The following is a 14476-nucleotide window of genomic DNA, read 5'->3' on the forward strand; positions in this document are numbered from 1 at the left end:
CCGGTACGGTGCCCTTCCCCACTGGCACTCCCCTGTCCTTTAAACTAGTTTGAGCTCAAATCAAATGAAGGAAAATGACATTCACTCGCCCCCCCGGACAGCAAGCGAGCGGCGCGGGACGGCGCGCCCGTGGCTGCTCGCGCTGGTGCTGCTGACGTCCGTGGAGGCGGCGGCGCAGATCGTCAACGTGCAGGCGCTCTTCGACGAAGCGGCGTCCCCGTCAGGCCTGTCGGGGAGCGGAGAGCTGTCGCTGGACTGGCGCACGGGCAGCACGGAGATGGTGGTGGTGCGCGGCGCGGTGCTGGGCCAGTGGCGCACGCAGAAGCACACGCTGCTGGGGGTGGTGCGCGGCGAGTACGGCTATGCCCAGGACACGCTCCTCGTCAGCAAGTTCCTGGAGCACCTGCGCTACCGCTACCGCTTCGCGGACTGGCTGGCGGGAGAGACGTTCGTGCAGCACGAGCTGGATGCCTTCCGGCGGCTGCGGCTGCGAGGGCTGGTGGGCGCGGGGCCGCGCTTCACGCTGTGGAAGCTCGGAGGCGGGGTCGCTCATCCTCGGCGCGGCGGCGATGCTGGAGTACGAGCAGCTGCGCAATGACGGCGAGCCGGACGCGGGCCGGGAGCGGTTGGATCCCCGGCTGAGCAGCTACGTGATGGGCCGGGTGAAGTTGATGGAGAACATGCACCTGGTGGAGACGCTCTACGTGCAGCCGCGGCTGACGCGGTTCGCGGACGTGCGGGTGCTCAACGAGACGATGTTGACGGTGGAGCCCAACGAGCGCTTCACCTTCAGCATGGGCTTCATCCTCACCTACGACGCGGACCCGCCCGCCACCGTGTCGCGGTTCGACACGCAACTGCGCTCGGCCATGGGCGTAAAATTCTGAGCAGGCTCCTCCGGGCCCGGAGCCATGCCGGCGACGTTTCATTGCCAGCGGGCTACAAGTTGATACGGAGGGCCCATGAGTCACGTGCGTCTGACCGCCGTCGCCACCCTGTTGCTCGCCTCGGCCGCGCTCGCCCAGCCCGAGGGCCTGCCCAGCTTCGAGCTGGAGCGTCTGGAGTTGAACCCCAACGGCCGGGGCTCGCTGGTGATGGGGACCGGTGAGCTGCTGCCCTCGGGCGGCTTCCGCCTCTCGCTGCTGGGGCACTACGAGAAGGACCCACTCGTTTTGTACGCGGATGGGAATCCGGTGGGCGCGCTGGTGGGGCACCGGGCCACGGCGCACCTGCTGGTGGCCTGGGCGCCCATGCGGTGGCTGGAGCTGGGCGCGCAACTGCCCCTGGTGGTGTGGCAGCGCGGGGATGACCTCGGCGCCCGGGGCCTCGCGGCGCCGGCCAGCACGGGCCTGTCCACGCCCTCGGCGCACGTGCGGGTGGGGTTGCTCTCGCAGCGGCGGGAGGCGCCGGTGGACCTGGCCGTCGAGCTGGGCGTGGGCCTTCCGGTGGGGAGCGAGGCGGCGATCGCGCGCGACAGCACCTTCCGCTTCTCGCCCAAGGTGATGGTGGGCCGGCGCTTCGGCCTGTTGCGCGCGGGTGTGGAGGCGGGGGCGCTGGTGCGGCCCACCGTGGCCCTCATCGCGGACCAGAACGTCCAGGACGAGGTGGGCAACGAGGTGCGCCTGGGCGCGGTGCTGGCCACCACGGGCAGCGGGCTGCGCGGAGAAGCTGAACGTGCGGGGCACCGTGCCGCTCACCCGCCAGCCGGGCTCCTTGGAGCTGCTGGCCGGCGTCCGGCTGCCGCTGGGAAGCCTCGCGGAGGCCTATGCGCTGGGAGGGCCCGGCTTCGGAGACACGCCGGGCACCCCCTCCTTCCGCGTGCTGCTCGGCGTGGCCCTGGGAGGGGCCGAGGAGCCGGAGCCCACCGCGCGGGATGACGACGGCGACGGGGTGAGGAACGACGAGGACACGTGCCCCACGGAGGCGGGCCCGGCCGCGCGCCAGGGCTGCCCGGAGAAGGACACGGATGGGGACGGCGTCGACGACGCGGTGGACCGGTGTCCCCGGGAGGCGGGCCCGGCCGGGAACCTGGGGTGCGCGGGCGAGGTGAAGGGGAAGGACTCGGACGGCGATGGCATCGTGGACGCCGCGGACAAGTGCCCCCAGGACCCGGGCGCGCTCGAGACGGGGGGCTGCCCGACGAAGGACAGGGACGGGGATGGCGTGCTGGACGCCGCGGACAAGTGCCCCCGCGAGGCGGGCCCGGCCGCGCGTCAGGGCTGCCCGGTGAAGGACACGGATGGGGACGGCGTCGTGGATGACCGGGACAACTGCCCCCAGGAGGCGGGGCTGGTGGAGCTGCGCGGCTGCCCGGCGAAGGACAACGACGGCGACAGCGTGGCGGACCACCTGGACAACTGCCCCAAGGAGAAGGGCGAGGCCACCAACCACGGTTGCCCGGAGAAGGACGAGCAGCTCGTGGCCATCCAGAAGGGCCAGTTGGAGATCAAGCAGTCGGTGTTCTTCGCCACCGGCAGGGCCCTCATCCAGAAGCGCTCCTTCCGGATGCTGGACCAGGTCGCCCGGGTCATCCAGCAGCACCCGGAGATCGAGAAGATCATCATCGAGGGCCACTCCGATAACGTGGGCGACGCGGACGCCAACCGCCGGCTGTCGCTGGCGCGGGCGCAGTCGGTGAAGGACTACCTCGTGAAGAAGGGCGTGGAGGCCGAGCGCCTGGAGGCGAGGGGCTTCGGGCCGGACCGGCCGCTCATGTCCAACAAGACCGCCAAGGGCCGCGCGGCCAACCGCCGCGTGGCGTTCACCATCGTCACCCCCGGAAACGAATGAAGACTCCATTCATGAAGACGTGGCTCGCGGCCGCCCTGTGCGTGCTGGCCCTCGGCTCGAGCGCGGCCCTGGCCGAGGCCGACTCGTTCGGCGTGGGCTCGGGACGCAATCTGGCGCTCGCGGTGTCGGCGGCGGATACCTTCATCAACAGCTATGCCCCCGTGACGGCCTCACTGGCCGTGGGCAACACCTCCATCCCCATCGGAGCGTGTACCGGCTCCCCCACCTGCTTCGCCGCCGATGATCTGGTGATGGTGTACCAGACGGCGGGCCTCGACACGCCGTCCACCCCGGACATCAGCACCCGTCCGGAGGGGCACTGGGAGCTCGCGCGGGTGACCTCGGTGACGGCGTCGGCGCTGGAGCTCACGGCCCCCCTCATCCGGGCGTACGCGGCGAACGTGACCCAGGTCATCCGGGTGCCCGAGTACACCAACGTCACCATCACCGCCGCCGGCGTCATCACGGCCCCGGCCTGGAATGGGAGCACGGGAGGCATCGTCGCGTTCCTGGCCAATGGCACGGTGAACAACAACGGATTGATCAACGCCAGCGCCCTCGGGTTTCGCGGAGGCCAGTACGTCAGTGATACCACCGGGGCGACGGGCTGCTCGGGAGCGGAGCAGCCCGCTCCCTCGGGCGCGCAGAAGGGCGAGGGCATCGTCAATACGCGTTACGGCCCCACCCAGACCGGGCGCGGCAACGTGGCCAATGGCGCGGGCGGCGGTACCTGCTTCAAGTCGGGCGGCGGAGGCGGTGGCCATGGCGGGGTGGGCGGCCAGGGCGGGCGCTCGGCTGCGACCGACGGAGGAAGGGATGTGGGGGGGCTCGGCGGCGCGGCGCTCACCTACCCTCCCTTGACCCAACTGACGTTCGGCGGTGGTGGCGGGGCCGGTCATGGCTCCGGGGCCACGGGCGTGCCGGGAGGGCGTGGAGGTGGCGCCATCTTCATCCGGGCCAGTCAGCTCACGGGGTCGGGCATCATCACCGCCTCGGGTGGCTCGGCCAATGCCTCGGCCTCGGATGGAGGCAGTGGAGGTGGCGCGGGTGGTGCCATCTACCTGCGCTTCGTCAGGACGGCCGACTGCGCGGCGATCTCCGTCACGGGTGGCATCGGCGGCAACGTCAACACCCTCCGGGTGGGCCCGGGCGGTGGCGGTGGCGGTGGGCGGGTGCTGTTCCAGGCCGAGGGAGGCACCTGCCCCATCAGCGCGAATGGCGCGACGGCCGGCGTCCAGTTGGAGGCGTCGGAGCCGTCCTACGGAGCCCAGCCGGGCCAGGGCGTCGACCCCACCGTGCTGCCGGGCGGCTTCGTCGTGCCCGAGCCCCCCACGATCGTCACGCCGCCCAACGGCAGCATCACCAACAACCGCCGTCCCCCCATCACCGGAGAGGCCCTGCCCGCGGAAGCCGAAATCATCCTCTACATCGATGGCATCGAGGCCGGCCGGGTGACGTCCGACGCCGGCGGCAACTACACCTTCACCCCCACCACGGACCTGTCCGACGGTGCGCACACGGTGCAGGCCGTCTCGGAGGTGCTGGCGGCGCGCAGTCTCCGGAGCGCGATCAACACCTTCACCGTGGACACCGGGGCGCCCGACACCAGCATCGTCTCGGGCCCGTCGGGCTTCACCCAGGAGCGCAACCCGGCGTTCGAGCTCAGCTCGACGGAACCGGGAGTCACCTACGAGTGCAGCCTGAATGGTGCTGAATTCACCCCGTGCCCGTCACCCGTCACGCTCAGCGAGCTGGCCGAGGGGGCGTACACCCTGCAGGTGCGGGCGCGTGATGCCGCGGGCAACGTGGACGAGAGCCCGGCCACGCGGACCTTCCGCGTCACGGGAGCGGACCTCGCGCTGCTGGGCAGTGGCTGCTCGGCCACGGGGGGAGACGCCTCGCTGGTGCTGCTGGGCCTGGGCACGTTCACCGCGCTGGCCCGCCGCCGGCGCCGCGGTTGATGGCGTGTCCGGTGCGCCCTCTCCCTCCGGGAGAGGAGACCTCCACGGTGCCACCGGGAGCTACGGACTCCCGGTGGCCGTCCCAGGCTCCTCGGCGGATTGATAGGGCAGCTCCAGCGTGAACGTGGCGCCCTTTCCGGGCCCATCGCTGTGCACCTGCAACGAGCCGCCCAGCTCCTGGGCCGCCAGCGCGCTGGAGTGCAGCCCGAAGCCGTGCCCGTCCGGGCGGGTGGTGAAGCCGTAGCGGAAGATGCGCGTGAGCATCTCGGGAGCAATGCCCACGCCGCTGTCGGTGACCTCGATGCGGACGCGCTCCGTGTCGGCGCGCTCGAGCTTCACGCACAGGCGCCGCTGCTCCACGGGCATGTGATCCATGGCGTATTTGGCGTTGCTGATGAGGTTGACGAGGATCATCAGCACCTTGTGCTTGTCGGTGAGCACGGGCGGGAAGAGGGCCAGGTGCCGCTCCTCCTTCACCTGGTGGCGGATGAGCGCGGCCGAGTTGATGCGCAAGGCGTCGGCCACCAGTCCCGCGAGGGACACGGGCTCGTTGAGCCGGGGCGTGCGCGCATGGGTCTGCTGCACCTTGACGATGTCGCCAATGTGCTCGGTGTACCGGCCCACGTCGTCGAGCAGGAGCAGGAGCGCCTTGCGCTCATCGACGAGGTTCTGTCCCAGCTGATTCAGGAAGGGCATCAGGTTGCGCCCGCGCGTGTCCTCGGTGAGGTAGGCGGTTAGGTCTCCCTGGCGCTCGGTGAGCAATCCGGCCACGCGGCCCACCTGCTCCAGCCGCATTTCGCCCAACCGCTCCCGGGCCACCTGCGCCGAGGTGTAGACGCTGTTGAGCACATTGCCCACGTTGTGCAGCACGTTGGTGGCGATCTCCGCCATGCCCGCCTGCCGGGCCGTCTGCACCAGTTGCTGGTGCACGTCCTTCAGCTCCCGGGTGCGCTCCTCGACACGCTGCTCCAACTTCTCGTTGGCCTCTCGCAACTGATCCTCGCGCTGATGGACCTGGTCGGACATCGTCCGGAAGGCGCCCGCCAGTTGCCCCAGCTCATCCTGGCGCGAGGTGTCCAGGCCCACCTGGAAGTCACCGGCCGACACGCGGTGGGCGGCCTGGGTGAACTCCAGCAGCGGCCGGGCGATCTCCTGCCGGAGCACCCAGTACATGATGGCCAGCTCCACCAGCAGCGACACCAGGCCGAAGAACAGCACATAGCGCGCCGCCTGGAAGGCCGCCGCGGACACCACGCCCTTGGGCAGCACGGTGACGAAGTTCCACTCCGGCCCCCGCAGCCGGGCCACGGCGAGGTACTCGCCCGACTCGGCGAGTTCCAGGATGACCTCGTCCGGCTTCCGGTTCTTCACCCGCTCGAAGAGGGGGCGCAGGTGCGCCTGCCGCGTTTCGGACGAGAGCCGCGCGGGGACCTCCTTCCCCGTCGCATCCGGGGAGCCCAGGATGTTGTAGGGGGCGGTGGCTCCCTCCAGCACCAGCTCGGGATGAGCGATGAGCTGGCCGTCATCGCGGACGAGCAGGTTGTAGGCGTGGGGTGGGTGGTGCTTGATGGAGCGCTCCATCAGCTCATCGAGCAGGACGTCATGGTGGAACGACGCGACATGCTGGCCGTCCAGGTCCAGCGGGGTGGCCACCGTGACCATCCAGCTCCGCGAGGCGTGCTCCTGGAAGATGCCGCTCCAGGCCGTGCGCCGCTCGGGGTTCCGCGAGGGAAGGCTGATGGCGTAGTACTCGTACTCGAGGGAGGCGTAGTCCGCCGGAACCTCGTGGCTCCAGTTGGGGCGGCCCGGCCACAACAGGAGGACGGGGCCCTCGGCCAGGGTGATGTACGTGTTGATGAAGCGGGTCGCGAAGGCGGGCCCGTACTGGGCCACCACGTCGTACGCGGCCAGGATGCGGCGGCGCAGCCCGGCATCGAGGTTCACCCCCGGGGGGACGAAGACACCCACCATCCGCGTGCCGTCGAAAGACTCGAGGCGGTTGCGGAACGTGCCATCGGGCATCCGCATGAACAGGCTGTCGAAGCGAGGGTCCGGATCCAGCTGGTTCCACGCCTGGATGCGCTGCTCCAGCGCCTTCTTGAGCACGGCGTGGTTGTCCTCGGCCAGGACGAAGACGGCCTGCTCACGCTGGCTGCGCTCGGTGACATGGCGCTCCAGCTGCTCGACGGCTTCGTCGCGCAGGAGCTGAAGCAGGTGGAGGTAGCTGAAGAGGGTGGCCAGCGCGATCACGACGGCGACGCGCACGCCCATCTTGAAGAGCGTGGCCCGGGCGAGGGAAGGAGCGGAGGGGGAGAGCGAAAAGGCCATGAGAGGGGACCCAGGTGGGACCCCCCTCAACAAGGCGGAGGCGGGTTTTCTGACGAGCGCACCGGGTGAAGGCCACGCTTCCATGTGGAGCGGGCATCCGCACGAGGGATCGTCCTCCCCCAAGGGATTGGGGAGGGGCGCTGGCACCCTCCGCCACTCGTTCAACCTGCGTTCATCGTGCGTTCATCCTCTGTCCAGCGGCAGGGGCTCAATCCCAGGAGAGCGTGTAGCGCGTGTCAGCGGGTCCCACCTGCCAGCCCTTCACCTTCAAGTTGGCTGCGCCCGCGGCCTGGAACACCTCCAGGAACACCGCTTCGAAGTACGGGTAGGGGACGACATTGCCGTGGATGGACACCAGGCAGTGCTTGACGCCGGTCCACGTCACCGAGCCATGCCCGTGCTCCCAGCCCGTGCGGTAGGCGGTGGGCAGACTATCGGCCAGCAGCCGCAGGTGCCTTCCGGACAGCAACAACATCGTCCTGCCCACCGAGCTTCCGCAGGAACTCCTTCGCCGTCCGCCGCCCGAGCTGTCGCAGGGACTCCTCGAAGCTTCCCGAGGAGTCCTGCATGGCCCACCCCACGTGGTAGAGCAACCGCAGCAGGGTGCTCATCGGATACTTGAAGAAGGACGTGGGCGCCTCCAGGCCGCTCGCCTCGACCCAGCGCCGCACCGCCTCGTCATTCACGTGAAGACGAAGCTGCTCCAGGGCGCAGTTGAAGAAATAGCCCCGTACGGTGTCGCCGGGAGGAATCAGCGTCAACCGCTGCTCCAGCTCCCGCGGAGAACCCAGGTCCGCGGCATCCTGATTCGGGGCCATGTCCGGTGCCTACCATGGGCGCCCACCCCCCAGCCGTCTACTCCTCCCTCAGCGTGTGCACGGCACGACGGAACACTGGCCCCACATTCCGCGCCCGGCACGCCGGGCCGAGGACTCGAGGGCCTCGAACTCCGAGCGCCGCGATCTGCCCGCCGGAGACACGTAGAGGACGCAGGCGTACCCACGCTCCGCGAGCAGCGCGTTCACCTCGCGCCCGTCCACCGTCACATACGCGAGCAGCCGCCCGTAGCGATCGGTACACGCCTCGCCGTACTCCAGCCGCACATGGCGCCCCTCGACGAGCGAGCGGTTGAAGTCCCGGGCCTCCGCTCCGAAGCACTCGTGCTTGCCGCCCGTGCTCTCCGGCGTGTCCACGAGCAGGTAGCGCACGCGCTCGCCGCTCTCCAGCACGAGGGTGTCCCCATCCACCACCCTCGACACCACGCCGGCGCCCGGGCCACAGGAGGACTCCGAGCCGCACGCGCACAGCACGACGAGCCCCAGCCCGAGCACCACGCACAGCATCCGCCAGCCCTTCCTCAGGTGCATGGACGGTTCTCCGCGCCCGGGGTGCCCCAATCTCCCAGACCGAAGCGGAAGTCCTTGGGCGTCTGACAGAAGCTGTCCGGCGCGTCGTTGCGCGTGGCGTCCTTGCGCGCCGGGTCGAGCTGCCGGGAGACGCCCGGAGTCGCGGCGCTCGTCCAAGCCACCGCATCGAGCACCGTCTCGTCCAGGGACAACCGGAGCGCATGCGGCTCCTGGCTGTTGCTCAGGCCGAACGCGAACGTCCCCAGGACCGGAGGCAGCTCCCCATTGAGCGTGGCATCGGCGCTCCGCGCGAGCACGCCATGCGTACCCGCCCTCAATTCCAGACACCGCGAATCACCGAGCAGGGTCCGGCCACTGCCCTCGTTCGCGAGCATCACGCCATTGAGGTCCACGTCACGCAGGGCATACACCTCCACCCACTCCCCCTGGGCATCCGCCACGGCCTTGGGATCGGCCATGACCTCGGTGATGACCAGGTCCCCCGGACGCGGACGCGACAGGCTCCGCAGCGTCCCCGTGCGGGAAGACAGACACGAGCCCGCGGGCACGCCCCCATCCGCGGACACTCCCCCATCCGCGCCCGGGCAGGCCGGGTTCGCGGCACCGGGGCTCGCCCTCATGCCACCGTCCAGCGTGGGGGCAGGCGCATCACACCAGCGGCTCGGGTCATCGTTGTCGACCGCATCCGGGACGAGCCGCCCGTCGTAGATGCGCGCCACGCCCGAGCGGAGGGGACCGGTGTAGCGCACTTCATCGACGACGACGTCGCCACAGCGCAGGCCGACGAGCCCACCCGAATTGCCCAGCGAGCCCAGGATGTCGCTGTACGAGTGATTCACATGGGCGGGCAGTGCGTCGGAGCGCACGTCGCCGAGCACCACATGGCCCCTCGGCGCCATCGGCACGGACGCCTCGACGAGGTAGGCCCGCTCCTGCGAACCATCGGGGCGCGCCACGTAGAGCAGCAGCCCGCGCAGGTCCACCGCCGAACGGCCAGGGTTGTGGAGCTCCATCCACTCCTGCCCGGTGTCCGTCCCCTCGGGGTCCGGCAGGAGCCTCGGTGAGGACGACGTCTCCGGGCCTCCACCCTTCACAGGCGGGCGCCGCGTCACCGGGGGAAAGGCCACAGGCGCCACACACGAGCACCAGGGCCACGGCAAGACAACGAAGGGGAACGGCTCGCTCCAAGGTCGGCTCCATCTAGAAATGGCTCTCCAGCTCCAGCCGGAAGAGGTGTTGCGGAAGCTCCGGGGGCGAGCGCGCCCCCACGGGTGACTTCAGGTCCAACGCGAGCTCGTACCGGGCCCGCATGCCCAGCTCGGGGAGGGCGGCCCAGACCACCTCCAGCGAGGTGCGCAGCGTCTGCGTGAGCCGGGTGTTCTCCGAGAGGTCCTCGTCCCGCCAGCTCGCGCGCCCGTGCAGGCGCAGCGAGGGCAGTGGCCGCACGAGGACTTCCAACGAGGCCCGGCCGTCCTGCTGGAAGCTGCCGGGGCGCTGACGGCTGCCCACCAGGGTGTGCTGGTACTGCGCGGCCACCCTCAGGCTCTCGGTGGCATCGAGCCGCACACGGCCCGTGACGCGGTACTGCTCACCGGCACAGAGCGCGTCTCCCTCGAAACACAGCCCGGGCCCGTTCTGGCCGAGGTCCTTGTTGCGATGCTCCACCCACACCGAGGGCTGAAGCTCCGGCACGCCCACGTAGTCCACCCGGGCGGAGGCGCCCAGGTGAAGGGTGCCGGAGGCCTCGCTCCCGGGAGGCTGCGTCCACGCGTCCACCTTCCCCGTCATGCGCCACGCGCCGTCCTCCGTCTGGTGGAGGTAGCGCAGCCGGACGCCCAGCTCGTTGCTCGCGCGCAGTCCCTCGGACTCGTCGGGGCCGGAGACGGCGCGGCTGTAGGGGTTGTCGAATTCGCGCCCGTAGTAGCGCAGCGTCAGCTCCAGCTCGCGTCTCCGGTCTCCGAGCACGGTGCGCTGGACGGCACCGAAGCCGCCCCCCACTCCAGCGGGGCCCGAGAAGCTCCGCGCGCCCTCGAAGGAGAGGTCCACCGGCCCGGCGCCCCACGTGGCGTCGGCGCCCACCGCGCCATAGCCCCCGCCTGCGGGGAAACGCGAGTGCGGTTGGACGTCGAGCACCACGCCCTCCACGGCCCACACCGGCCAGGCGCCCCACCCCGTCAGGCCCAGGCGGGCCCTCGGGGAGAGCCCCACGGTGGCATGGCCGCCTCCGGCCAGCTCGTGGAAGACGTCCGGCAGGGTGCGCGAGACGAAGCGCACGGCGCCCGGCAGCGACTGCCCGGGAAGCACGGCGAGCACGTCCGGCGTCTTGCGCGTCCTCGTGTCGAACAATTCGTACTGCGAGAGGTCGCGCGACTGGTGCGAGCCGAAGCCCGTGAACGCCAGCGCCACGCCCTCCACCTCCCCGTGCACGGTGGCGGCGACGCCGCGAAAGCCCTCCGTCCAACCGAAGTCCGGAGTGACGCGCCCCTGGGGTCCCTCCGCCGGGCAGGCCCCCGTGCCTGTCAGCATGCAGCGCCGCTCGGGAGCCCCAGGCACGTGGAACGCCTCGTCGGGCACGAAGCCATCCGGTGCCGGGCGGCCCGTGGTGTCCAGGGTGAGCCGCTGCCCGAAGCCCAGCCGGTACGTCCCCACCAGCACCGAGGCGTGCTCGCCCTCCCAACGCACGTGGAACTTCGGCAGCCGAGGCGCCACGCCGGGGAGCCCGGCCACCAGCGCGCGGCGGCGTGGCGCATAGCCCACCCTGTCCAGGCGCCGCCGCGTGAGCGAGGCCACGGCTCCGCCCTTCAGGCCCAGGGGTCCCTCGGCCTGGGCCTGCAACAGCACCGGGGGCACCAGCGCATCCGCCGCCCCATACGCCGTCAGCAGGCGCAGGCGCCCGGAGAAGTCCCTCGTCCCGCGCGCCGCTCCGGAGAGGAAGGGCCGCACCTGCCGCAGCTGCTCCGCGGTGAGCACCCCGGCCTCCACGAGCGCCTCCGGCGCGAAGTCCCCCTCCACCCGGGCCCGGTACGCGAGCAGCGCATCCACCTGGGCCCAGGTGAGGCCCGGCAGCGCGTACAGCGCCTCACGGGAGGCCGTGCGCACCTCCACTCCGGTGCGCAGCAACTCCCGCAGGGTCTCGAAATCCTCCGCTGGGAGGAGCCCGTCCTCATGCAGCGCGCGGAGGTCCGCCTCGTCGGCGATGGAGAGCCCGGCCGTGGACGGCTCGGCCCGCGCCCCCGAGGCGGCGAGCAGCATCCAGGTCGTCAGCAGGGCGGGCAGGCAGGCGGCTTTCACGCGGCCGGCGCACTGCACGAAGGAGACCAACGAGGACACCTCGGGGAGGCGACCTCCGAGGTGTCCCGGGCCGGAAACGCCCGTCCAGGCCGCGGACCGGGGCCGACGCCTGCCCACACTGGCGGCGTCGCGGTTCCGTCTCCGAGAGGGTTGGCCGGGAGCGCGGGGCCATCTATCGTTCCATCTGGCCTTTCACCGGCGCCCCATGGGTCACGTGCACATCATCCGAGACTTCGCCTCCCCGCAGGAGGGCTTCCCCCGCACCGTGCGCATCTACACGCCGGACGGGTACGACCAGGCCCCCCACCACCGGTTCCCCGTCCTCTACATGCACGATGGGCAGAACGTCTTCGCCCACCACGAGTCCGCCGTCTTCGACACGTGGTGTGCCAACCTCGCCCTGGAGCAGATGGTGGGCCAGGGCCGGGCCGAGCCGTGGATCATCGTGGGCATCGACTCGGGTCCCGGGCGGCTGGAGGAGTACTCGCCCTGGGACGAGTCGCGCGCCAAGGTGAGCGCCCGGGGCCAGACGTACGCGCGCTTCATCGTCGAGACGCTCAAGCCCTACGTGGATGGCACCTACCGCACGCGCCAGGGCTCCGAGTGGACGGCCGTCATGGGCTCGTCGCTGGGCGGGCTGATGTCGCTGTACCTCGGCTGGAAGTACCCCGAGGTGTTCGGCCGTATCGGAGCGCTGTCGCCCTCGGTGATGTGGAGCGAGTACAAGCTCTTCCAGCACTGGAAGGCCCACAGCCGGCGCTGGTCGCGCATCTACCTGGACGCCGGGACGCACGAGTGGATCAACCCGGGCGGCGTGCCGCTGCCCTACGGTGAGGCCACGCGCGACTTCTACATCCACCTCAAGCGGCTCGGGTACGCGGACCACGAGCTGGCGCTGGTGCTGGAGGAGGAGGGGCTGCACCACGAGCCGGCGTGGCAGCGGCGGCTCCCGATGGCGATGAACTGGCTGCTGGGGTGACGAGGTCCGGTTGAAGCCCCGCGAGGTCAGGCTGGAGGACCGGAGGGTCTTCGTCCAGGTGGTGGAGGGCCTGCTGCGCCACGGAGTCGGTGAGCGCGTGACGCCGCGGCTGCGCGAGCGGCTGCGGCAGGTGGGGCTGGACCTGGACCGACCGCTGCTGCCGGCCTACCCGGTGACGCAGTGGGGGCACTGCCTGCAGATCATCCTGGAGGAGGTGTACCCGGGCCTGCCGCGCGAGGAGGGCTTCCGTCAGCTCGCGGCGCACCACGTGGAGGGCTTCGGGCGGACGCTGGTGGGGCGGGCGATGATGCGGCTGTTGAGGCTGCTCGGGCCCAAGCGCACGGTGCAGCAGATGGTGCATGCGCTGCGCACCTCGGACAACTACACCGAGGTGCGGCTCGAGGAGCTGGGGCCCGGCCACTGGGAGATGTGGATGAACTCGGTGCTGGACGCGCCGGGTTACGCCGAGGCCCTCTTCGTGAGCTTCCTGAGGGCCAGCGGCGCGGCGGAGCCCCACGCGGCCATCGTGCGCCGGGAGGGGGAGGGCACGGTGTACCTGCTGGGCTGGAGCGAGCGCTGAGGCGTCAGACGGTGGCCTGGATGAGGCGCACGGACTCCTGGGTGGCGGCGAGGCTCTCGTGGCGGGTGAGGTACATCTCGGTGCCCATGGCGTTGTGGTAGACGGCGGGCAGCTCGCGGTGGAGCAGGAGGGCATCGCCGAGCTTCGCCACGAGCTCCGCGTGGGAGTAGCGGTAGCGGCGGGAGGCGCGCCGGGCGACGTGGCACACGTGGTATTTGGGCGTGTAGCGGAAGTCGCGCAGGTCATCGCCGGTGAGGACGCGGGCCCAGAGGCGGTAGACGTCCATGTCACAGGTGTAGTTCATCTGGTCCGTCATGAAGCCGCCGGGCGGACGCAGGTTGGCCTCGAGGGCGACGTAGCTGCCATCGGAGAGGCGGAAGAACTCGAGGTGGAACCAGCGCTCGCGCAGGCCGAGCGCGGCCACGGCGCGCTGTCCGAGCGACTCGAGGGCGGGAGGAATCTCCTTGAGGCTCCAGAAGGAGATGTTGCGCTGTTCGAGGACGACTTCCATGACGCCGTCGCTGTACTCGTGGCTGAGGCGGAAGATGATCTTTCCCTCGCGGTCCACGATGCCGTCGTAGGTGACGATGGCGCCGCGCACGAAGGCCTGGGCGACGTAATTGGAGAGGGGCTCCTGGAGGGCGGCATCGACCTCGGCGTCGGAGGAGACCTTGAAGGTGCGGGCGGCGCCGACGCCGACGTCGGGCTTGAGGACGAGCGGGTAGCCGACGCTCTGGGCGAAGGCCTTCACGCCGGCGGCGTCCTTGACGGGGATGCAACTGGGGTGGGGGACGCCGGCCTTCTTGAAGACATCGTGCATGCCCATCTTGGTGCGCAGGCGGGCGATGTCGGAGGGAAGGAGACCGGGGACGTGGAAGTCCTCGCGGAGGCGGGACTCGACCTCGAGCCAGGTCTCGTTGAGCGAGTCGATGCGATCGATGCGGCCATGGCGCCAGGTGAGGTAGCCGGTGGCGCGCAGGAGGGCGTCGTAGTCGTTGAGGTTGGGGGTGAAGAAGTACTCGGAGAGGGACTCACGCAGCTCATGGCTGAGCGAGTCGTAGGGGGTATCGCCGATGCCCAGGACGTTGACGCCGCGCTCGCGCAGGGCGGCGACGAAGTGGAAGAACTGCTGAGGGAAGTGGGGCGAGATGAAGACGACGTTCATGGGACGGGCTCGGGC

The 14476-nt window shown here is 70.6% G+C and carries 14 protein-coding genes; 7 read left to right on the forward strand and 7 right to left on the reverse strand.

Annotation, left to right across the window (positions count from 1 at the left end):
- The first annotated feature begins 64 nt into the window (after positions 1 to 64).
- The 5 genes from ACN28I_RS25195 (at position 65) to agmC (ending at position 4751) form a co-directional block, all read left to right on the forward strand.
- On the forward strand, positions 65 to 598 hold the full coding sequence (locus ACN28I_RS25195) for a DUF481 domain-containing protein (protein WP_420944486.1): 534 nt from the start codon (positions 65 to 67) through the stop codon (positions 596 to 598).
- Positions 570 to 887 carry a DUF481 domain-containing protein gene (locus ACN28I_RS25200; RefSeq protein ID WP_420944487.1) on the forward strand — a complete coding sequence of 106 codons (318 nt, stop codon included), beginning with the start codon at positions 570 to 572 and terminating at the stop codon, positions 885 to 887. The genes ACN28I_RS25195 and ACN28I_RS25200 overlap by 29 nt, the downstream gene beginning before the upstream one ends.
- Before the next feature lie 75 nt (positions 888 to 962).
- Positions 963 to 1877, forward strand: a complete 915-nt coding sequence (locus ACN28I_RS25205) for a hypothetical protein (protein WP_420944488.1) — start codon at positions 963 to 965, stop codon at positions 1875 to 1877.
- Positions 1831 to 2790 carry an OmpA family protein gene (locus ACN28I_RS25210; protein WP_420948712.1) on the forward strand — a complete coding sequence of 320 codons (960 nt, stop codon included), beginning with the start codon at positions 1831 to 1833 and terminating at the stop codon, positions 2788 to 2790. The genes ACN28I_RS25205 and ACN28I_RS25210 overlap by 47 nt, the downstream gene beginning before the upstream one ends.
- On the forward strand, positions 2787 to 4751 hold the full coding sequence (agmC, locus tag ACN28I_RS25215; RefSeq protein ID WP_420944489.1) for an adventurous gliding motility protein AgmC: 1965 nt from the start codon (positions 2787 to 2789) through the stop codon (positions 4749 to 4751). Before ACN28I_RS25210 ends, agmC begins: the two co-directional genes overlap by 4 nt.
- Before the next feature lie 60 nt (positions 4752 to 4811).
- On the opposite strand, the gene ACN28I_RS25220 is transcribed toward agmC, so the two are convergent.
- The 6 genes from ACN28I_RS25220 to ACN28I_RS25245 all read right to left on the reverse strand — a co-directional run bounded on the left by ACN28I_RS25220 (position 4812) and on the right by ACN28I_RS25245 (position 11776).
- Positions 4812 to 7079: a sensor histidine kinase gene (locus ACN28I_RS25220; protein WP_420944490.1), complete on the reverse strand. Its 2268-nt coding sequence runs from the start codon at positions 7077 to 7079 to the stop codon at positions 4812 to 4814.
- A gap of 208 nt (positions 7080 to 7287) precedes the next feature.
- Positions 7288 to 7554, reverse strand: a complete 267-nt coding sequence (locus ACN28I_RS25225) for a TIGR02265 family protein (RefSeq protein ID WP_420944491.1) — start codon at positions 7552 to 7554, stop codon at positions 7288 to 7290.
- On the reverse strand, positions 7511 to 7897 hold the full coding sequence (locus tag ACN28I_RS25230; protein ID WP_420944492.1) for a TIGR02265 family protein: 387 nt from the start codon (positions 7895 to 7897) through the stop codon (positions 7511 to 7513). Before ACN28I_RS25230 ends, ACN28I_RS25225 begins: the two co-directional genes overlap by 44 nt.
- 48 nt (positions 7898 to 7945) lie before the next feature.
- Positions 7946 to 8446: a thermonuclease family protein gene (locus ACN28I_RS25235; protein WP_420944493.1), complete on the reverse strand. Its 501-nt coding sequence runs from the start codon at positions 8444 to 8446 to the stop codon at positions 7946 to 7948.
- Positions 8437 to 9459, reverse strand: a complete 1023-nt coding sequence (locus tag ACN28I_RS25240; protein ID WP_420944494.1) for a hypothetical protein — start codon at positions 9457 to 9459, stop codon at positions 8437 to 8439. Before ACN28I_RS25240 ends, ACN28I_RS25235 begins: the two co-directional genes overlap by 10 nt.
- Before the next feature lie 187 nt (positions 9460 to 9646).
- Positions 9647 to 11776, reverse strand: a complete 2130-nt coding sequence (locus ACN28I_RS25245) for a hypothetical protein (RefSeq protein WP_420944495.1) — start codon at positions 11774 to 11776, stop codon at positions 9647 to 9649.
- A gap of 166 nt (positions 11777 to 11942) precedes the next feature.
- Between ACN28I_RS25245 and ACN28I_RS25250 the strand changes: the two genes are divergently transcribed.
- Together ACN28I_RS25250 and ACN28I_RS25255 are read left to right on the forward strand one after the other, a co-directional pair.
- The gene (locus ACN28I_RS25250; protein ID WP_420944496.1) at positions 11943 to 12716 is read left to right on the forward strand and encodes an alpha/beta hydrolase; all 774 of its coding nucleotides are present in this window, start codon (positions 11943 to 11945) and stop codon (positions 12714 to 12716) included.
- A gap of 10 nt (positions 12717 to 12726) precedes the next feature.
- On the forward strand, positions 12727 to 13296 hold the full coding sequence (locus ACN28I_RS25255) for a DUF2378 family protein (protein ID WP_420944497.1): 570 nt from the start codon (positions 12727 to 12729) through the stop codon (positions 13294 to 13296).
- 4 nt (positions 13297 to 13300) lie between these two features.
- Here the strand turns inward: ACN28I_RS25255 and ACN28I_RS25260 are convergent, their stop codons facing one another.
- The gene (locus ACN28I_RS25260) at positions 13301 to 14461 is read right to left on the reverse strand and encodes an ATP-grasp domain-containing protein (RefSeq protein ID WP_420944498.1); all 1161 of its coding nucleotides are present in this window, start codon (positions 14459 to 14461) and stop codon (positions 13301 to 13303) included.
- Positions 14462 to 14476: the final 15 nt, after the last annotated feature.

The organism is Archangium gephyra (genome assembly GCF_049060025.1).
GTDB classification, from domain to species: domain Bacteria; phylum Myxococcota; class Myxococcia; order Myxococcales; family Myxococcaceae; genus Archangium; species Archangium gephyra_A.